We start from the raw sequence: 19,888 nt of genomic DNA on the forward strand, positions 1-19,888 counted from the left end.
TGATCTTCTGAAAAAGAATAAATAAATAGATATCTAGATCTTAAAAGAATATTAAAGATCTGTTCACTGGACGCTCGGCCGTATCCCGACGAACATCGTTCGCAAGGTTCGAGAAGGCCTTGAGTTGCTGTAAAGAGGGAAATTCGGGGAGGGCTTACGGGGGTGGGCCTGACTCGAAAACGCAAAAGCCCCGTCCGGCGCGATGCCGGACGGGGCTTTTTTACATCAACGAATCGAGACGCGCTATTACAGCAGCGGGATCGAGTAGCTGACGATCAGGCGGTTTTCATCCTGGTCGCGCTGACCCGGGATGTCGTTGCGCCACATGGCGTTTTTCCACATCACGCCAACGTTCTTCAGCGGGCCTTCTGGTACGACGTAACCGATGGTCAGGTCGCGTTCCCACTCTGAACGGCCATTGCCGTTTTCAAGGCCGTTTCTACCCACAGTGTCGATGTTGTCGCCACGCAGGTAAACCATACCGGCAGTCAAGCCCGGCACGCCGACTTTAGCGAAGTCATACGAGTAGCGTGCTTGCCAGGTACGCTCGCCGGCACGGCCGAACTTCTGGATTTGCATGTCGGTGATGGTGTAGTTCGACGAACCGTCGCCCTGGTTCAGCCAAGGGAAGTCGCTGCTACCGTTGGAAACCTGATAGCCACCACCGAAGGTGTGACCGGCAACGGTGTACAGGAACAAGCCGCTGTACAGGTTGTTGTCGACCTTGCCTTTACCGCTTGCCTGACCGGTGTAATTACCGTTGCTGTAGTAAGCCGGAGTGTTGGAGTTGGCACCATCATCCGAGCTGTTGAAGTAACGGAAATCAGACTTCAATACGCCCGGGCCGATTGCCCAGTTGTGAACCAGACCCAAGAAGTGCTGCTTATAGAAGTCTTCCAGATTGCCGTAGTAGTACTGGGCAGTCAGGTCTTTGGTGATTTTGTAGTCACCACCGCCGTAGATGAACTTGTTGCTGTTGGTAATACGAGCGGTTGCACCACCAATGGACATGTTCTCGTTGTTGCTGGAGTTACGTCCTTTCACGGCTTCGATCTGACCGCCAACCAGAGTCAGGTCCTTGATTTCGCCAGAGGTAATCTGTCCACCCTGCCAGGTTTGCGGCAACAGACGACCGTCGTTGGTCACGATCACTGGCAGTTTTGGCTGCAGAGTGCCCAACTTCAGTTCGGTCTGAGAGACCTTGGCTTTGGCAGTCAGACCCAGACTGGAGAAGCTGTCGACAGCGTCACCATTGCGTTCGCTTGGGAAAACGGTACCGCCGTAGTTACCAATACCGTTGGTGCCACCACCCGAATCCAGACGCACACCCAGCAGGCCGATGGCGTCGATACCGAAACCTACAGTGCCTTGGGTGTAACCAGAGATGAAGCGCAGATCGAAGCCTTGGCCCCATTCTTCGTTCTTCTTCTGAGCGCCAGCGGCTTTTGTGCCGGAGTCACGGTTATCGTTGTTGATGTAGAAGTTACGCAGCCCCAAAGTTGCCTTGCTGTCTTCGATAAAACCGGCGGCGCCTGCCTGCTGCGCCATAACCCCTACGGCCACAGCCAGGGCCAAGGTGGACTTGTTCATGTAATGCTCCTCTCGTTTCTAATTCTTGTGTTCCTGGCCCGGGATCTGATGCCCCTGGGTCCTAAGATGCGCGATTAGCGCCAGACCGTGACTGACAAGTCAATCGTAACCTTGTGTGTCTACGACCAAGGTCTAACCGCAGTGATTTGGTCCGTGCAGGGTAAAGACTTCCTGATAAACCCAAAAAGAATTTATTCATTCTTTTTCATATCATTTCGGAATATGGCCAGTAACTGGCCATCAATGCCGGGATACAGCGTATCGGCGACTAAGCTCATTCCTAAATGGTATTTGTTAGCCTTTTTTTAGATCGATTAGCTTTGGCGCATCCCAAACACGTCAAACCCTATCGAAAAGGCGACGCCATGATGGCCAAACGCGCACTATCTAGTCAATTTGTTACAGTTTGTGTGTCAGCACTGATTTCTTTTTCCGCTCACGCCGCCAATCTAACCGTGGGTTACCAGACCGGGATCGACCCGAGCAAAGTCCCTCAGGCCGACGGCGTCTACGAGAAAACCATTGGCGAGAAAATCGACTGGCGTCGCTTCAACAGTGGCCCGGAAGTTGTGACAGCCATTGCTTCCGGTGATGTGCAGATCGGCAACCTCGGTTCCAGCCCCCTCGCGGCTGCCGCTTCGCGTAACTTGCCGATTGTTGCCTTCATCGTGTCGGCACAGATCAACGCCGCCGAAGCCTTGGTGGTGCGCAACGGCAGCGGCATCAAGAACCCGCAGGATCTGGTGGGCAAAACCATCGCCACGCCCTTCGTGTCCACCTCCCACTACAGCCTGCTTGGCGCACTCAAGCACTGGGGCCTGGACACCTCGAAGGTCAAAGTGGTGAACCTGCAACCGGCGGAAATCGCGGCTGCCTGGAAGCGCGGGGATATTGATGGCGCCTTTGTCTGGTCGCCGGCACTGGGTGAAATCCGCAAGACCGGCAAGACCCTGACCGATGCCGCGCAGGTCGGCCAGTGGGGCGCTCCAACCTTCGAAGTCTGGGTCGCGCGCAAGGACTTCGCCGAGAAGCATCCTGAGGTCGTGGCCAAATTTGCCAAGGTCACACTGGACTCGTTCGCTGACTATGCGGCGCATAAAGACAGCTGGACGGCTGACTCCGAGCCTGTGCAGAAAATCGCCAAACTGACCGGTGCCAACGCGGTTGATGTTCCTGAGTTACTGGCCGGTTCGGCATTTCCTGATGCCAAGGCACAGCAAACCACTGCGCTGCTGGATGGCGGCACGGCGCAGGCGATTGGGGAGACGGCGAAGTTTCTGAAGGAACAGGGCAAGGTTGAAACGGTGCTGCCGGACTACTCGCCGTATGTCAGCGCGAAGTTCGTGGCGCAATGAAAGCTTCGCGAGCAGGCTCGCTCCCACAGGAAGCCGCGTTCCAAATGTGGGAGCGAGCCTGCTCGCGAATGGAGCAACTCGGTTAAAGGGTCTTTTCGAAGATCTTCGAATTGCGCTGATAGTTGTACAGCGACGCCCGCGCCGCTGGCAGACGCTCAACACTGCTCGGCTCAAACCCACGCTCACGGAACCAGTGCGCGGTGCGGGTGGTGAGGACAAACAGCGTCTTCAAGCCCTGGGCACGGGCGCGGGTCTCGATACGTTCCAGCAGTTCATCCCCGCGACCGCCATGACGGTACTCCGGGTTGACTGCCAGACAGGCCAGCTCGCCAGCGTCCGAATCGGCAATCTGATACAGCGCCGCACAGGCGATGATCATGCCTTCACGCTCGACCACGCTGAACTGCTCGATCTCGCGCTCCAGCACTTCGCGCGAACGACGCACCAGAATCCCCTGCTCTTCCAGCGGGCTGATCAGGTCGAGCAAGCCACCGACGTCTTCAATCGCCGCCTCGCGCACCAGTTCGAATTGCTCCTGGGCAACCAGCGTACCGCCACCATCACGGGTGAACAGCTCGGTCAGCAGCGCGCCGTCTTCGGCGTAACTGACAATATGACTGCGCGCCACACCTCCGCGGCAGGCCTCGGCGGCGGCATCGAGCAGTTCCGCTTGGTAATTGCTGCTGCCCAGACGCTGCAAATGCGCCGGCACTTGCTGCGGACGCAGTTCGCGCACCAGCCTGCCGTTCTCGTCGATCAGACCGAGGTCAGCACCGAACAGCAGCAGCTTGTCGGCACCCAGATCGATAGCGGCACGGGTGGCGACGTCTTCACACGCCAGGTTGAAAATCTCGCCGGTCGGCGAGTAGCCCAGTGGCGACAGCAACACGATGGAGCGCTCATCGAGCAGACGATTGATGCCCTTGCGATCGACCCGACGCACTTCGCCGGTGTGGTGATAGTCGACACCTTCAAGCACGCCAATCGGCCGCGCGGTGACCAGGTTGCCGCTGGCCACGCGCAGGCGCGAGCCCTGCATTGGCGATGAGGCCATGTCCATCGACAGCCGTGCTTCGATGGCGATGCGCAACTGGCCAACCGCGTCGATCACACACTCAAGGGTCGCGGCATCGGTGATGCGCATGCCGTGGTGGTAATGCGGGGTCAGGCCACGCGCGGCGAGGCGGGTTTCAATCTGCGGGCGCGATCCGTGGACCAGCACCAGACGCACGCCGAGACTGTGCAGCAGCACGATGTCGTGAACGATGTTACCGAAGTTCGGATGCTCCACCCCATCGCCGGGCAGCATGACGACAAAAGTGCAGTCGCGGTGGGCATTGATGTAGGGAGACGCGTGACGAAGCCAATTGACGTATTCGGGCATGAACCTGGGCCTGTAATAAAGAGCAGCCGGAAAAAAGGGCGAAACGGAAAACGCACAGCGGGCTGATGGTTATCGTCGGAACAGGCTTGGCGACACGCGCGCTCTCCTCATGAATACGGGTTGGGTAACCGGTAATTTAACTGCAACCCTCTGTAGGAGCTGCCGAAGGCTGCGATCTTTTGATCTTCAAAACAAAACCAAAAGATCGCAGCCTTCGGCAGCTCCTACAAGGGATGCGTTCAATTCTTCAGGCAGTAATGTTCAATCAGTTGTCGCAATAGATGCACGGTAGGCTGCAAACGTGACATTTCAAGGTATTCGCCGGGCTGATGCGCACAGGCGATGTCGCCGGGGCCGAGCACGATGGTTTCGCAACCAAGGCGCTGAAGATAAGGCGCTTCGGTGCCGAACGCTACCGCTTCAGCCGTGTGGCCTGTGAGTTTTTCCGCTACTTGCACCAGTTCGACGTCTTTAGCCTGCTCGAACGGCGGCACTTCCGGGAACAGTGGCTTGTAGTCGATTTTCACCTGATGCCGCTCGGCAACCGGTTTGAGCTTGCGCAGAATCTCGGCACGCAGGACTTTCGGGTCCATGCCCGGCAGCGGTCGCAAGTCAAACTCGAGCGAACACTGGCCGCAGATGCGGTTGGGGTTATCGCCGCCATGGATGCAGCCGAAGTTCATCGTCGGTTGAGGCACGCTGAATTGCGGATTGTTGAATTCGCGCTGCCATAACAGGCGCAGACCACGCAGTTCACCGATGGCATCGTGCATGGCTTCGAGGGCGCTGTGGCCCAGGCGCGGATCCGACGAGTGGCCGCTCTGCCCGAGAATGTCGATGCGCTCCATCATGATGCCTTTGTGCATGCGAATCGGTTTAAGCCCGGTCGGCTCGCCGATCACTGCAGCACGGCCTAGCGGACGTCCGGCCTCGGCCAGCGCACGGGCGCCGGACATCGAGCTTTCCTCATCGCAGGTCGCGAGGATCAGCAGCGGTTGCTTGAACGGCTGATCGAGCAGCGGTTGCACGGCCTCGATGATCAGGGCGAAGAAGCCCTTCATGTCGCAACTGCCGAGGCCGACCCAACGGCCATCGACTTCGGTGAGTTTCAACGGATCGGTCTGCCACAGCGCGTCGTCGTACGGCACCGTGTCGCTGTGCCCGGCCAGCACCAGCCCACCGGGGCCGCTGCCGAAACTGGCGAGCAGGTTGAATTTTCCGGGGCTGACCTGCTGGATATCGCAACTGAAGCCCAGATCACCCAACCATCCGGCGAGCAAATCGATCACGGGCCGGTTGGACTGATCCAGGCTCGGTTGCGTGCAGCTGACCGACGGCGCGGCAATCAGCGCGGCGAACTGGTCTTTCATGGACGGCAAAGGCATCGCTGACTCCAACTCCCGAATTGAGGTCCATCATAGAACCATCCGGCGCCAGGAATAAACCGCCGCAGGGCGTAGGACGAATCAGTCCTGTACACTGCACGGCCTTGGCAGCCACACATTCCCCCGGCTGCGCTCCCGATCCTGGATTTTCCGGCCATGCAGAAAGAAACCGAAATCAAACTCCGCGTCAGCCGCGAAACCCTCGCGGCCCTGCGCGAGCACCCGTTACTGAAAAAACGCAACAAAAATGGCTGGGAACGCCGTGAGTTGATGAACCAGTACTTCGACACCCCAGAGCGCGATCTGGCCCAGGCCAAAGTCGCTCTGCGCCTGCGCAAGGATGGCGACGAGGTGATTCAGACCCTCAAAACTCGCGGCCAAAGCGTCGCCGGTCTGTCCGAGCGTAACGAGTACGACTGGAAATTGCCCAAAGCCAAACTCGACGTGAAGAAACTCGACGGCGAATGCTGGCCCGAGTCGCTGGCCGAGCTGGACAAGAAAACCCTGAAACCGATCTTCACCACCGATTTCGTCCGCGAGCGCGCCGAAATCGCCTGGGGCCGCGGCAAGGCCAAAGTGGTCATCGAAGCCGCTCTGGATCTGGGCCACGTCGTGGTCGGCAAACAGAAAGAAGAAATCTGCGAGCTGGAACTGGAATTGCGCGAAGGCGAGCCTGCCGCGCTGCTGGAGCTGGCCGCCGAACTGGCTGAAACCCTGGCCCTGATGCCGTGCGACATCAGCAAGGCCGAGCGCGGCTATCGTCTCTACGACGCCAACAGCTACTCGCTGAGCCTGCCGGCGCCGCAACTGACGACCGAAACCCAACTGGATGACGCCTTCGCTGCCCTGTGCTGGCACTTGCTCGGCAGCAGTCAGCGTCTGGCCGAACAGTACCGTTTCAACGGTCACTGGCGCCTGTTGCTGGACTGGGTCGAGAACCTCGCCGAAATGCGCGCCCTGCTCAGCAGCCTCGGTCAGGCCGCACCGCGTCCGTCGACCCACGACCTGCGTGTGGCCCTCGATGCACTGCTGGAAGACTGGCGTCCGCTGGTTCAGGCCGGCATCGAAGACGAAGACGTGCGCAAAGCCGCGCCGGAACAATTCCTCGAAGAACTGGAAGATCCGCGCTGGGGCCTGTTCTCGCTGAACACCTCGCGCTGGCTGCTGGCTCGCACCTGGACTGCCGAGCGCAACACTCGTGGCAACCGTCAGGGCGCCGCGCAGTTGCACAGTTGGTTGCCGCGCATGCTGGGCGAAGAAGCCACCTCCCTGCAATTGCAGCGCTATCAGCAGCAGCCGGAAGATCTGGCCGAGCAACTGCCGCGCATCGAGCGTATCCAGGTCTGGTTGCACCACGCACGTAACGTGCTGGAGATCCCGGAAATGGATCGCCTGTACGGCGAACTGAACAAACTGGCGCAACTGGCCAACGAGCCGACGATCACTGACGAACTGCTCGACGCACGCAAGCAGCAGGCGATTGCGGTTTATCAGAACCGTGCCTGGAAAATGTTGCTGCGCATGTGATTACTTTGTGGTGAGGGGATTTAGCGAAACGTCGCACCGCCCCGATGGGTCGCGAAGCGGCCCGCTTTTATTAGAAAGCTGGGACTGCTCCGCAGTCCATCGGGGATAAATCCCCTCACCACAGTAAATCCCCTCACCACAAAGGCTTTCAGCGCAGTACCGGCAAACTGGTGGTGGACTTGATCTCCGACAGCGCCACAATCGAGTTCACCTCCTGAATTCCCGGCACCAGCGAAAGCTTCTCGAAGAAGAACCGCTCATACGCCTCGATGTCCGCCGCGACAATGCGCAACAGAAAATCCACCGCGCCCATCAGCACATAACACTCCAGCACTTCCGGAAACCCCCGAATCGCCTCGGTGAATTCGGTGAAGTTCGAACGCCCGTGCGCATTGAGTTTGATCTCGGCAAAAATCTGCGTATTCAGGCCGATTTTCTTGCGATCCAGCAATGTCACCTGCCCGCGAATGATCCCCTCCTCCTTCATCCGCTGAATCCGCCGCCAGCACGGCGATTGCGACAGCCCCACCTGCTCGGCGATCTGCGCACTCGAAAGCGAAGCGTCCTCTTGCAGCAGGGCGAGAATCTTGCGGTCGTAGCTGTCCAGCTCGCTATGCATAGAAAAACCTCAAATCAACCATCTTACGAATTGATCAATTCGATCATTCGCCAATAACGCCCATCATAGATAAGAAATACCCGGCACCGAATGTAAAAATTCCTCCAGTGATTTTGGAGACCAGCCATGCCCCACCTCGAAGCCGTCAACAGCAGCCCGACCCGCGTCGATGTCTGGAACGTCAGCAACCCCCACTGCCTTGCGCAGTATCAGATCCTCGCCGAAGCCGAGCCGGATGTGCTGGTTCGGGTGCTGAACTTATTCGCGCTGCAATTCCTCACGCCCGAGCAGGTCAACGTGCAGCGAATGGACGATTTGCTGTCGATCGACTTGGTCATGAGTGGCCTGAGCTGGCACCGGGCCGAAGTGATTGCGGAAAAACTTCGTAACCTGATCAGCGTCTGCTCGGTAAACCTGCAAAGCGCCGACACGGCGTGGGATGCGCCGGCGCAAGCGGCCGGCTGAAAGATCCGGCAACGGCTTCGTCGGGTAGTGGCCCAACGGTCTGCGGGGCCGCGACTATCCTTTGCGCAATGTCGCTCAAAAGGAAGCCCGCATGTCCGTTCAACTCGCCACTCAGGACCGCTGGCTGGAACTCAACGATGTATTGCGTGAACTGGTCGCCCAAGGCTTTATCAGCCAGGACTCGGCGGAACAGGCGCTGAATGCCCGTCGTCGCCACGCCGCACATGGCCAGATGCATCCGCTGGAGTTCATCGCCGGGCAACAGCTGGACGACCTCAGCCGACCGGGCAAACACCTCGATCTGGAAAGTTTGACCCTGTGGCTGGCGCAACAGGCCGGGCAGCCTTATTTGCGCATCGACCCGCTGAAGATCAACGTCGCCGCCATCACGCCGCTGATGTCCTATGCCTTTGCCCAACGCCACAAGATTCTCGCCGTCGCAGTCGACCGCGACTCGGTGACCGTGGCCAGCGCCCAGCCCTACGTGAATGGCTGGGAAGCCGACCTGACTCACGTCCTGAAGCTGCCGGTCAAGCGGGTGGTGGCCAACCCGGTGGACATACAGCGTTTCAGTGTCGAGTTTTTCCGCCTGGCCAAATCGGTCAGCGGCGCCAGCAACGCCGATCAGCAGGGCAGCAATCTCGGCAACTTCGAACAACTGCTCAACCTCGGCGCCAGTGATCAGGAGCCGGACGCCAACGATGCGCACATCGTCAACATCGTCGACTGGCTGTTCCAGTACGCCTTTCAGCAGCGCGCCAGCGATATCCATATCGAGCCGCGCCGCGAGCAAGGCACCGTGCGTTTTCGCATCGACGGCGTATTGCACAACGTCTATCAATTCCCGCCGCAGGTGACCATGGCGATTGTCAGCCGCCTGAAAAGCCTCGGCCGGATGAACGTCGCCGAGAAGCGCAAACCCCAGGACGGCCGGGTCAAGACCAAGACCCCGGACGGTGGCGAAGTCGAGCTGCGCCTGTCGACCCTGCCCACCGCGTTCGGCGAAAAAATGGTCATGCGGATCTTCGACCCCGAAGTGCTGCTCAAGGACTTCGATCAGCTCGGCTTTTCAACTGACGACCTGCGCCGCTGGCAAGACATGACCCGCCAGCCCAACGGCATCATTCTGGTCACCGGCCCCACCGGTTCGGGCAAGACCACCACGCTTTACACCACCCTGAAAAAACTGGCGACGCCGGAGGTCAACCTCTGCACCATCGAAGATCCGATCGAAATGGTCGAGCCAGCCTTCAACCAGATGCAGGTCCAGCACAACATCGACCTGAGCTTCGCCGCCGGGGTGCGCGCACTGATGCGGCAGGACCCGGACATCATCATGATCGGTGAGATTCGCGACCTCGAAACCGCCGAAATGGCGATTCAGGCGGCGCTGACCGGTCACCTGGTGCTATCGACCTTGCATACCAACGACGCCCCCTCCGCGATCAGCCGCTTGCTGGAACTCGGCGTGCCGCACTATCTGATCAAAGCCACCGTTCTCGGGGTGATGGCGCAACGACTGGTGCGCACCTTGTGCCCGCACTGCAAGGCACCGCTGACCCTGGACGAAGACGACTGGCAAACCCTGACCCGTCCTTGGCAGGCGCCGTTGCCGAACAATGCACAACGCGCGATCGGCTGCGTGGAGTGCCGCGACACCGGTTATCGCGGCCGCGCCGGGGTCTACGAAATCATGCAACTGAGTGACAGCCTCAAGGCCTTCATCACTCCCGACACCGACCTCACGGCGATCCGCCGCCAAGCGTTCAAGGAGGGCATGCGCAGCTTGCGTCTGTCCGGCGCGCAGAAGGTTGCGGCCGGGCTGACAACGATTGAGGAAGTGCTGCGAGTGACCCCGCAAAGCGAGCAGAAATAGCCAAATTGCCATCAAGCGGTGCTTAACCCCGGGCCACGCCGTTACACTTGCGCCATCGCTACTTCAATTGATCCATCCAACAAGGAATCGTTATGCAGACCGGAAGTGTGCTTTTACTGTTTGTGGCCCTGGCAATCGCCATTCTGTTCATGGGTTTCAAAGTCGTGCCACAGGGTTTCGAGTGGACGGTCGAGCGCTTCGGTCGCTACACCAACACCCTTAAACCGGGCCTGAACATCATCATTCCAGTGATGGATCGCATCGGTCGCAAGATCAATGTGATGGAAAGCGTGCTGGATATCCCGCCGCAGGAAGTGATCACAGCAGACAACGCCACAGTACAGATCGATGCCGTGTGTTTCTTCCAGGTTGTGAACACGGCCCAGGCTGCCTACGAGGTGAACAACCTCGAACACGCCATTCGCAACTTGCTGCAAACCAACATCCGCACCGTGCTCGGTTCCATGGAACTCGACGCCATGCTCAGCCAGCGTGACAACATCAACGAAAGACTGCTGCGCACCGTGGACGAAGCCACCGCACCGTGGGGCATCAAGATCACCCGGATCGAAATCAAGGACATCAGCCCGCCTGCCGACCTGATGGCCGCCATGTCTGGTCAGATGAAGGCCGAACGAATCAAACGCGCGCAAATCCTTGAAGCCGAAGGCCTGCGAGCCTCGGCGATTCTCACCGCAGAGGGCAAAAAGCAGGCTCAGATTCTGGAAGCCGAAGGTAGCCGTCAGGCCGCGTTTCTTGAATCCGAAGCTCGAGAGCGTCAGGCCGAAGCCGAAGCCCAGGCGACCAAAGTGGTATCCGAAGCCATCGCTGGCGGCAACGTGCAGGCGGTCAACTATTTCGTCGCACAGAAATATATCGACGCGCTGGGCAAGCTGGCTTCGGCCAACAACAGCAAAGTCATTCTGATGCCACTGGAAGCCAGCTCGATGATCGGTGCAGTGGGTGGCATCGGCGAGATCGTCAAAGCGACCTTCGACGGCAAGAAGGCTTGAGCCATGCCAGCTGAATTGTTCACCTTCTGGAGCTGGCTGGGGCTGGGCACTGTGTTGCTCATTCTTGAAGTGTTCGGGGCTGGCGGTTACCTGTTGTGGATCGGCATGGCCGCCGCCGCAGTGGGCGTGACGACATATGTCTTGCCGAGTCTGCCGTGGGAAGTCCAACTGGTGCTGTTTGCGCTGTTTTCGATCCTCTGCGCGCTGTACTGGTGGCGACGCCAGCGCACCGCGGTGCGCCGTAGCGATCAACCAAATTTGAATGTGCGGGGTCAGGAGCTGATCGGCAAAGTGTTTGTGGTCAGCGAAGCGATCGTCGACGGCCGCGGCAAAATCAAGGTTGCAGATGGCGTCTGGATGGCCCGTGGGCCTGACACACCGGTCGGCGAGCGCGTTCGCGTAACGGGACAACAAGGCGTGATATTCCTGGTGGAACGTGCCGATTAGTGTGCATGGAACCGGATCGGTAAATGACGATCCAACGCCGTAGTTAACCCCCAGGAGTCACCTAAATCATGCGTCTCAAACTTGCTGTCGCCACTCTGGCCTTGCTGTCCCTTCCCGTTGGTTCAGCCATGGCCGACAGCTTTTGGCGTAACGTCATTTCGTCCGGCGCAACCACTGGCTCGACTTACCTGACCTTCAAGGATCACAAGCTGATCGTCGCTGCGCAGGATGATGCCGGCAGCTTCGTTGCCAGCGATGGCGGCATTCGCGGGCCGTATCTGGAAGCAGCGATGCAGAAAGTCCGCACCGACAACCCGGGCCTGCAAGCGACGGACATGGAACTGGCGAATGCGATTCTGGCGAAGAATGCCGTGGCTTCCGAGTAAGCCTTTTGCCCACCAAAATGCCGCTCATATGAGCGGCATTTTTTTGCCTGGACTTCCGCCTCACTACAATCCCCTGTAGGAGTGAGCCTGCTCGCGATAGCGATGTATCTGGCAAATTCTCCGGTGACTGATTCACCGCGATCGCGAGCAGGCTCACTCCTACATTGGAACTGTGTGTACCCGGAAATCAGCGGTAATCGTCCACGGGGACACAAGCGCAAAACAGATTACGATCCCCATAAACGTTATCCACCCGATTCACCGCCGGCCAGTACTTGTGGGCCTTGGTGTGCGCATCCGGCGTGATGCCCTGCTCGATGCTGTAAGGCCGCTCCCAGACTCCGGTGACATCCGCCAACGTGTGCGGCGCGCGTTTTAGCGGATTGTCTTCCGCCGGCCAGTTGCCGTTCTGAACTTCGGTGATTTCCGCACGAATGCTCAACATGGCACCGATGAACCGATCCAGTTCAGCCTTGGATTCACTCTCCGTCGGTTCGACCATCAATGTCCCCGGCACCGGGAATGACATGGTCGGCGCATGGAAACCGTAATCCATCAAACGCTTGGCGACGTCCTCTTCGCTGATGCCGGTCTGTGCCTTCAACGGCCGCAGATCGAGGATGCATTCATGCGCCACCCGCCCGTTGCGCCCGGTATACAACACGGGAAACGCACCGGATAAATGCTGCGCCAGGTAGTTCGCCGCCAGAATCGCCACTTCACTGGCGTCCGCCAGTTGCGGCCCCATCATGGCGATGTACATCCAGCTGATCGGCAGAATACTTGCGCTGCCCCACGGCGCTGCGCTGACTGCGCCGTTCTGCGCCAGCGGTCCATCGATCGGTACCACCGGATGATTAGCGACGAACGGTGCGAGATGCGCGCGGACCCCGATCGGCCCCATGCCCGGCCCGCCGCCGCCATGGGGAATACAGAAAGTCTTGTGCAAATTCATGTGCGAGACGTCGGCGCCGATGTCCGCCGGCCGCGCCAGCCCGACCTGCGCGTTCAGGTTGGCGCCGTCCATGTAAACCTGACCGCCGTGCTGGTGGATAACCTCGCAGATTTCGCTGATGCCCTCCTCGTACACACCGTGGGTCGATGGATAGGTCGCCATCAGGCACGACAACCTGGCCCCGGCCTCGGCGGCTTTGGCCTTCAAATCTTCCAGATCAACGTTGCCCGCGTCATCGCACTCGACAATCACCACACGCATCCCCGCCATCTGCGCCGAGGCCGGATTGGTGCCGTGCGCTGACGACGGAATCAGGCAGATGTCCCGCGTACCCTGCTGGCGGCTCTCGTGATATTTGCGGATCGCCAGCAGCCCGGCGTACTCACCCTGCGCGCCGGAGTTGGGCTGCATGCAAATCGCATCGAACCCGGTGATCGCGCACAGCCAGCGCTCCAGTTCTTCGATCATCAAGGTGTAACCGACCGCCTGCTCTCGCGGCGCAAACGGGTGCAGATTGGCGAACTGCGGCCAGGTGATCGGGATCATCTCGCTGGTGGCGTTGAGCTTCATAGTGCAGGAGCCCAGCGGAATCATCGACTGGTTGAGCGCCAGATCCTTGTTCTCCAATTGCTTTAGGTAACGCAGCATCTCGGTTTCGCTGTGATGGGCGTTGAACACCGGATGGCGCAGATAAGGTGTCTTGCGCTGGAGGTTTTCGGGAATGCCGCAAACCAATGCTTCAGCGTCGAGATCCTCGACGATCAACCCATGATCGGCACCGAGCAGCACATCAAAGAGTTTCGCCACAGTACTTTCATCACAGGCTTCATCGAGGCTCAGGCCGACTCGACCACGTCCGAGAATCCTCAGATTGATCTGCGCGGCTTGGGCACTTTCGATGATCGCGGTTTGCGCGCCGCCAACCTCAAGCGTCAGCGTGTCGAAAAACTGAGCGTTGACCCGTTTGATACCTTGGCGCTCAAGGCCGGCCGCCAGAATGCAGGTCAGTCGATGCACGCGCTGGGCGATGCGTTTCAAGCCTTCCGGCCCGTGATAGACCGCATAAAAACTGGCGATGTTGGCCAGTAAAACCTGCGCGGTGCAGATGTTCGAATTGGCCTTCTCGCGGCGGATATGTTGCTCGCGGGTTTGCAGGGCCATGCGCAGCGCCACGTTGCCCCGAGCGTCTTTCGACACGCCGATGATCCGCCCGGGGATTGCCCGTTTGTATTCCTCGCGACTGGCGAAAAACGCTGCGTGCGGGCCGCCGTAGCCCATCGGCACGCCGAAGCGTTGTGATGAACCGAACACCACATCCGCACCCAGTTCGCCCGGTGGTGTGAGCAACAGCAAACTCAGTAGATCGGTGGCAACACAGGCCAGCGCTTGCTGCGCATGCAAATGATCGATCAATGGCCGCAAATCCCGGATCTCGCCATGGCTGTCAGGATATTGCAGCAGCGCACCGAACACTTGGTGCTGCCTCAAGTTATCTACAGCGTCGACGATCACTTCGAAACCGAAGCCTTCGGCGCGGGTCTGCACCACGGAAATGGTCTGTGGATGGCAGTTCTCATCGACGAAAAACAGATTGCTCTTCGACTTGGCAACGCGCTTGGCCAGCGCCATGGCTTCGGCGGCGGCGGTGGCTTCATCGAGCAGCGAGGCGTTGGCCAGTTCGAGGCCGGTGAGGTCAATGGTCAGTTGCTGGAAATTCAGCAACGCTTCGAGCCGGCCTTGGGCGATCTCCGGTTGATACGGCGTATACGCGGTGTACCAACCGGGATTTTCCAACACGTTGCGCAGGATGACAGTCGGCGTCAGGGTGCCGTGGTAGCCCATGCCGATCAGGCTGGTCCAGACCTGATTCTGCTCGGCATACCTGCGCAGTTTCGCCAGCGCGGCTTGCTCATCCAGCGCTGGCGGCAGTTCCAGTGCGCGATTGAGGCGGATGCCCGGCGGCACCGTTTGCTCAATCAGTTCAACGCGGCTGCCGATCCCGAGGCTGTCGAGCATCGCCTGCTGCTCGGCGGCATCAGGGCCCAAGTGGCGGCGCAGGAAGGCTTCGGGATCGCGTAACTGGTTCAGGGACGGCAACTGGGACATGACGGGCTCTCTCTTGGCTGGCGCTCGGCGTCAATGCAACACGGTCAAACCAGCATAGCAGTGCCCTTGAAGATCAAAAGATCGCAGCCTTCGGCAGCTCCTACAGGGTGAACACCATTCCTGTGCAGGAGCTGTCGAAGGCTGCGATCTTTTGATCCTGAAAAAAAGCCCCGACGAGTCGGGGCTTTGGGTATTGCAGGCAACTTACTCGCCGATGGCAGCCTTGTAGCCGGCGGCGTCGAGCAGCTTGTCCAGCTCAGCCTTGTCGCTAGGCTTCAGTTTGAAGATCCACGCGCCGTATGGGTCGGTGTTCAGCAGCTCCGGCGAAGCACCCAGATTTTCGTTGATCGCGATCACTTCCCCGCTGATCGGGGCATAGATATCGGAAGCGGCTTTTACCGACTCGACCACACCGGATTGGTCGCCAGCGGCGAACACCTTGCCAACTTCGGTCAGCTCGACAAACACCACATCACCCAGCGCTTCCTGCGCGTGATCGCTGATGCCCACAGTGACGGTGCCGTCGGCTTCCAGACGTGCCCATTCGTGACTTTCGGCAAAACGCAGGTCGGCAGGGATATCGCTCATCTTCAGTGTCCTCAGGAAATTGTCAGCGGTCGGCCCGCCGGAAAAGGTTAGATCAAAGTTTTGCCATGGCGTACGAAGGTCGGTTTGACCACTCGCACGGGATACCACTTGCCACGGATTTCCACTTCGGCGCGGTCGGCGGTGGCCATCGGAACACGCGCCAGAGCAATCGATTTGCTTAGCGTAGGAGAGAAACTACCACTGGTGATCTCCCCTTCGCCAACATCGGCGATGCGAACCACCTGATGAGCGCGTAAAACTCCGCGTTCTTCCAGCACCAGACCGACCAGTTTGTGCGCAACGCCGGCGGCTTTTTCCGCCTCCAGTGCAGCGCGGCCGATGAACTGGCGCGTGGTCGGTTCCCAGGCAATGCTCCAGGCCATGTTCGAGGCCAACGGCGAAACGTCTTGATGAATGTCCTGACCGTAGAGGTTCATGCCGGCTTCAACCCGCAGGGTGTCGCGGGCACCGAGGCCGATCGGGGAAATGCCGGCACCCACCAGATCGTTGAAGAACGCCGGGGCCTGATCAGCCGGCAGGGCGATTTCCAGACCATCTTCACCGGTGTAACCGGTGCGGGCAATGAACCAGTCGCCGTCGGCGTGGGCTTCGAAAGGCTTGAGGTGCTGGATCAGCGCGGCGCGGGACTGGGTCACCAGTTCGGCTATCTTGTGCCGGGCCTGCGGCCCCTGAATGGCCAGCATGGCCAGCTCCGAGCGCTCGTGCAATTGCACGTCGAAACCGCCGAGCTGCGCCTGCATCCACGCCAGATCCTGATCGCGGGTGGAGGCGTTGACCACCAGGCGATAACCGTCGTCGAGGCGGTAGACGATCATGTCGTCGACGATGCCGCCGCGCTCATTGAGCATGGTGCTGTACAAAGCACGGCCGGGGCGATGCAGGCGTTCGACGTCGTTGGCCAGCAAATGCTGGAGCCAGGCTTTGGCCTGAGGGCCATCAACGTCGATAACGGTCATATGGGAAACATCGAACACCCCGCAATCGCGGCGCACTTCGTGGTGCTCCTCGACCTGCGAGCCGTAATGCAGTGGCATATCCCAACCGCCAAAATCGACCATCTTCGCGCCGAGGGCGAGATGCAGGTCATACAGAGGCGTACGCTGTCCCATGGGTTTCTCCTTCCGGGCGTGGCGAAGGTGCGGACAGCCGCTGTACAGCGTGAAAGCCCTGTAATAGAAGGCTTTCAGCCAATCTCAGCGAACAGATCTGTCAGACGAACCGCACCGAATGCCGCGCATTGTAGCCGCATGATTCAGGACTGACGACTAAGTGTTTCGATGCGCCGAGCGGCGGATCAGGCCAATGACCGGCAATAGTCCGACCAAGACAAGCGTCAATGCCGGCAGCGAAGCCCTCGCCCACTCGCCTTCGCTGGTCATTTCAAAGATGCGCACCGCCAGCGTGTCCCAGCCAAACGGGCGCATCAGCAGGGTCGCGGGCATTTCCTTGAGCACATCGACGAACACCAGCAACGCCGCGCTCAAGGTGCCGGGCAGCAACAGCGGAAGATACACTTTGAAAAACAGTCGCGGCCCACTGACACGCAGGCTACGTGCCGCTTCGGGCAAAGAGGGCCGTATACGCGCCAGACTGTTTTCCAGCGGGCCATAAGCGACGGCGATAAAGCGCACCAGATACGCCATCAGCAATGCCGCCAGACTGCCGAGCAGCAGCGGCTTACCTGCGCCCCCGAGCCAGCCGGAAAGCGGGATTACCAACTCGCGATCCAGATAACTGAACGCCAGCATGATCGACACCGCCAGCACCGAGCCCGGCAAGGCGTAGCCGAGATTGGCCAGACTGACACCGGAGCGGATCGCCCGGCTCGGCGCCAACCGTCGGGCAAACGCCAACAGCAACGCGACGCTGACCGTGATCAGCGCCGCCATGCCGCCCAGATACAAGGTATGCAGGATCAGCCCGGCGTAGCGCTCATCGAGATCTAAGCGCCCGCGCTGCCAGAACCACACGATCAGTTGCAGCAGCGGAATGACGAAGGCGCAGGCGAACACCAATCCGCACCAACTCATTGCCGCGAACGCCTTGAGCCCGCGCAGGTGATACAGCGCCTTGACCCGCGGCCGCTCGTTGCTTGCCCGATTGGCGCCACGGGCGCGGCGCTCGCCGTAGAGCACCAGCATCACCACCAGCAGCAACAGGCTGGCCAGTTGTGCTGCACTCGACAGGCTGAAGAAGCCGTACCAGGTCTTGTAGATCGCGGTGGTGAAGGTGTCGAAGTTGAACACCGAGACCGCGCCGAAATCCGCGAGGGTTTCCATCAGCGCCAGCGCCACACCCGCACCAATTGCCGGACGCGCCATCGGCAACGCCACACGCCAGAACGCTTGCCACGGTGACTGGCCGAGCACCCGTGCGGCTTCCATCAGGCCTTTGCCCTGAGCAAGGAACGCGGTGCGCGCCAGCAGGTAAACGTAGGGATAGAAAACCAGCACCAGCACCACAATCACCCCACCGGTGGAGCGTACCCGCGGCAGGCGCAGGCCGGTGCCGAACCATTCGCGCAGCAGGGTTTGCACCGGGCCGGCGAAGTCCAGCAGGCCGACGAAAACGAAGGCCAGCACGTAAGCAGGGATGGCGAACGGCAGCATCAGTGCCCAGTCGAGCCAGCGTCGCCCGGGGAATTCGCAGAGGCTGGTGAGCCAGGCGAGGCTGACACCGAGCAGCGTCACACCGACGCCGACGCCGAGGACCAGCGTCAGAGTGTTGCCCAACAGGCGCGGCATCTGGGTTTCCCACAGGTGCGACCAGATCTGTTGATCGATGGTTTGCCATGAGAGCAACAGAACGCTCAGGGGCAACAGAACCAACGCGGCGATGGCGAAGACGATGGGGTACCAGCGGCGTTGGGCGGGGTGGGCCACTTCGAAGGTCTCGCGGGAAAATCGTGGAGTTTAGAGAAAAAAGCAAAAAGATCGCAGCCTTCGGCAGCTCCTACAGGTGATCTCATGTAGGAGCTGCCGAAGGCTGCGATCTTTTGCTCTCTACAGCAGCAGACTCAGTTCCAGCCCGCCCGATCCATCATCCGGATCGCCTCGGCCTGACGCTTGCCCGCCACTTCCACCGGCAAGGTATCGGCAATGAACTTGCCCCACGCCGCCACTTCTTCCGAAGGCGCCACCGTCGGGTTGGCCGGGAATTCCTGGTTCACGTCAGCGAAGATTTTCTGCGCTTCGGGCGTGGTCATCCACTCGACCAAAGCCTTGGCCGCTTCAGGGTGCGGTGCATGCTTGGTCAGGCCGATACCCGACAGGTTGACGTGCACACCACGATCCGCCTGGTTCGGCCAGAACAGTTTCACCGGCAGCTCCGGCTTCTGCTTGTGCAGGCGGCCGTAGTAGTAAGTGTTGACGATGCCGACATCGCACTGCCCGGCGTTGATCGCTTCCAGCACCGCGACGTCGTCGGAGAACACATCGGTGGACAGGTTGTTGACCCAGCCCTTGAGGATTTTTTCGGTCTTCTCGGCGCCGTGCACTTCGATCATGGTCGCGGTCAGCGACTGGTTATAGACCTTCTTCGCCGTGCGCAGGCACAGGCGCCCTTCCCAGTTCTTGTCGGCCAGCGCCTCGTAGGTGGTCAACTCGCCCGGCTTCACGCGCTCGGTGGAATAGGCGATGGTCCGCGCGCGCAGGCTCAGACCGGTCCAGGCGTGAGTGGACGAGCGGTATTGCGCGGGAATGTTGGTGTCGATGGTTTTCGAGGTGAACGGCTGAAGGATGCCCATCTGCTCGGCCTGCCAGAGGTTGCCGGCGTCGACGGTCAGCAGCAGGTCGGCGGTGGCGTTTTCGCCTTCGGCCTTGATCCGCTGCATCAGCGGCGCTTCCTTGTCGGTGATGAACTTGATCTTCACCCCGGTTTTTGCGGTGTAGGCATCGAATACCGGTTTGATCAGCTCATCGATGCGCGAGGAGTAAACCACCACCTCGTCGGCGGCCTGGGCAGTGGTGCTGCCGATCAGGGTCAAGGCCAGTGCGGTCAGAAGACGCTTGGGTGCCAACATGGGAGTGGTCTCTCGGTCGGGAAATGTGGGCCAAATGATAAGGACTCACATTTACCTTCTCAATCGAACACTTTCCCAAGGAGTTACCAGATGTTGCACAGTGCAGCACTCCCTCTGTAGGAGCTGCCGCAGGCTGCGATCTTTTGATCT

16 protein-coding genes are annotated in these 19,888 nt (G+C 59.8%); 7 read left to right on the plus strand and 9 right to left on the minus strand.

Translation table 11 applies throughout. From position 1 onward, the window contains the following. Positions 1 to 246: 246 nt before the first annotated feature. Positions 247 to 1,590, minus strand: coding sequence for an OprD family porin (locus PSH79_RS26585; RefSeq protein WP_305440382.1), 1,344 nt, complete (start codon positions 1,588 to 1,590; stop codon positions 247 to 249). A gap of 365 nt (positions 1,591 to 1,955) precedes the next feature. Between PSH79_RS26585 and tauA the strand changes: the two genes are divergently transcribed. Then, positions 1,956 to 2,945 carry a taurine ABC transporter substrate-binding protein gene (gene tauA, locus PSH79_RS26590; protein WP_370872594.1) on the plus strand — a complete coding sequence of 330 codons (990 nt, stop codon included), beginning with the start codon at positions 1,956 to 1,958 and terminating at the stop codon, positions 2,943 to 2,945. A gap of 82 nt (positions 2,946 to 3,027) precedes the next feature. Here the strand turns inward: tauA and argA are convergent, their stop codons facing one another. Both argA and argE read right to left on the minus strand, forming a co-directional pair. Next, the gene (argA, locus tag PSH79_RS26595) at positions 3,028 to 4,329 is read right to left on the minus strand and encodes an amino-acid N-acetyltransferase (protein WP_095186912.1); all 1,302 of its coding nucleotides are present in this window, start codon (positions 4,327 to 4,329) and stop codon (positions 3,028 to 3,030) included. 239 nt (positions 4,330 to 4,568) lie between these two features. Beyond that, positions 4,569 to 5,714 carry an acetylornithine deacetylase gene (gene argE, locus PSH79_RS26600; RefSeq protein WP_305440384.1) on the minus strand — a complete coding sequence of 382 codons (1,146 nt, stop codon included), beginning with the start codon at positions 5,712 to 5,714 and terminating at the stop codon, positions 4,569 to 4,571. Between the two features lie 156 nt (positions 5,715 to 5,870). On the opposite strand from argE, the gene PSH79_RS26605 reads away from it, so the two are divergent. Further along, complete coding sequence (locus PSH79_RS26605) at positions 5,871 to 7,241, plus strand: inorganic triphosphatase (RefSeq protein WP_305440385.1); 1,371 nt, start codon at positions 5,871 to 5,873, stop codon at positions 7,239 to 7,241. A gap of 148 nt (positions 7,242 to 7,389) precedes the next feature. Here PSH79_RS26605 and PSH79_RS26610 read toward each other — a convergent pair whose 3' ends face one another. Beyond that, the gene (locus PSH79_RS26610; protein WP_007913818.1) at positions 7,390 to 7,860 is read right to left on the minus strand and encodes an Lrp/AsnC family transcriptional regulator; all 471 of its coding nucleotides are present in this window, start codon (positions 7,858 to 7,860) and stop codon (positions 7,390 to 7,392) included. Positions 7,861 to 7,986: 126 nt separating this feature from the next. Here PSH79_RS26610 and PSH79_RS26615 point away from each other — a divergent pair, with 126 nt between their 5' ends. The 5 genes from PSH79_RS26615 (at position 7,987) to PSH79_RS26635 (ending at position 12,047) form a co-directional block, all read left to right on the plus strand. Then, positions 7,987 to 8,325 (plus strand): hypothetical protein, encoded by a 339-nt coding sequence (locus PSH79_RS26615; RefSeq protein ID WP_305440387.1) that lies wholly within the window; start codon positions 7,987 to 7,989, stop codon positions 8,323 to 8,325. A gap of 91 nt (positions 8,326 to 8,416) precedes the next feature. Continuing rightward, the gene (locus PSH79_RS26620) at positions 8,417 to 10,201 is read left to right on the plus strand and encodes a GspE/PulE family protein (RefSeq protein WP_305440388.1); all 1,785 of its coding nucleotides are present in this window, start codon (positions 8,417 to 8,419) and stop codon (positions 10,199 to 10,201) included. A 92-nt stretch (positions 10,202 to 10,293) separates the two neighbouring features. Then, a complete protein-coding gene (locus PSH79_RS26625) occupies positions 10,294 to 11,214 on the plus strand; it encodes an SPFH domain-containing protein (protein WP_064116343.1) in 921 nt (306 codons plus the stop codon). Positions 11,215 to 11,217: 3 nt separating this feature from the next. Then, positions 11,218 to 11,661, plus strand: a complete 444-nt coding sequence (locus PSH79_RS26630; protein WP_305440390.1) for an NfeD family protein — start codon at positions 11,218 to 11,220, stop codon at positions 11,659 to 11,661. A gap of 65 nt (positions 11,662 to 11,726) precedes the next feature. Further along, complete coding sequence (locus tag PSH79_RS26635; RefSeq protein ID WP_305444099.1) at positions 11,727 to 12,047, plus strand: DUF2388 domain-containing protein; 321 nt, start codon at positions 11,727 to 11,729, stop codon at positions 12,045 to 12,047. A gap of 187 nt (positions 12,048 to 12,234) precedes the next feature. Here the strand turns inward: PSH79_RS26635 and gcvP are convergent, their stop codons facing one another. The 5 genes from gcvP to PSH79_RS26660 form a co-directional block, all read right to left on the minus strand. Continuing rightward, the gene (gcvP, locus tag PSH79_RS26640; protein WP_305440391.1) at positions 12,235 to 15,108 is read right to left on the minus strand and encodes an aminomethyl-transferring glycine dehydrogenase; all 2,874 of its coding nucleotides are present in this window, start codon (positions 15,106 to 15,108) and stop codon (positions 12,235 to 12,237) included. 204 nt (positions 15,109 to 15,312) lie between these two features. Beyond that, a complete protein-coding gene (gene gcvH / locus PSH79_RS26645; RefSeq protein WP_305440392.1) occupies positions 15,313 to 15,696 on the minus strand; it encodes a glycine cleavage system protein GcvH in 384 nt (127 codons plus the stop codon). A 47-nt stretch (positions 15,697 to 15,743) separates the two neighbouring features. After that, on the minus strand, positions 15,744 to 16,826 hold the full coding sequence (gene gcvT / locus PSH79_RS26650) for a glycine cleavage system aminomethyltransferase GcvT (RefSeq protein ID WP_305440393.1): 1,083 nt from the start codon (positions 16,824 to 16,826) through the stop codon (positions 15,744 to 15,746). Between the two features lie 156 nt (positions 16,827 to 16,982). Next, positions 16,983 to 18,599 carry an iron ABC transporter permease gene (locus tag PSH79_RS26655; protein WP_305440394.1) on the minus strand — a complete coding sequence of 539 codons (1,617 nt, stop codon included), beginning with the start codon at positions 18,597 to 18,599 and terminating at the stop codon, positions 16,983 to 16,985. A gap of 134 nt (positions 18,600 to 18,733) precedes the next feature. Beyond that, positions 18,734 to 19,738, minus strand: a complete 1,005-nt coding sequence (locus PSH79_RS26660; RefSeq protein ID WP_305440395.1) for an extracellular solute-binding protein — start codon at positions 19,736 to 19,738, stop codon at positions 18,734 to 18,736. Positions 19,739 to 19,888: the final 150 nt, after the last annotated feature.

Source organism: Pseudomonas sp. FP2196 (assembly GCF_030687715.1).
In the GTDB taxonomy this organism is placed as follows: Bacteria; Pseudomonadota; Gammaproteobacteria; order Pseudomonadales; family Pseudomonadaceae; genus Aquipseudomonas.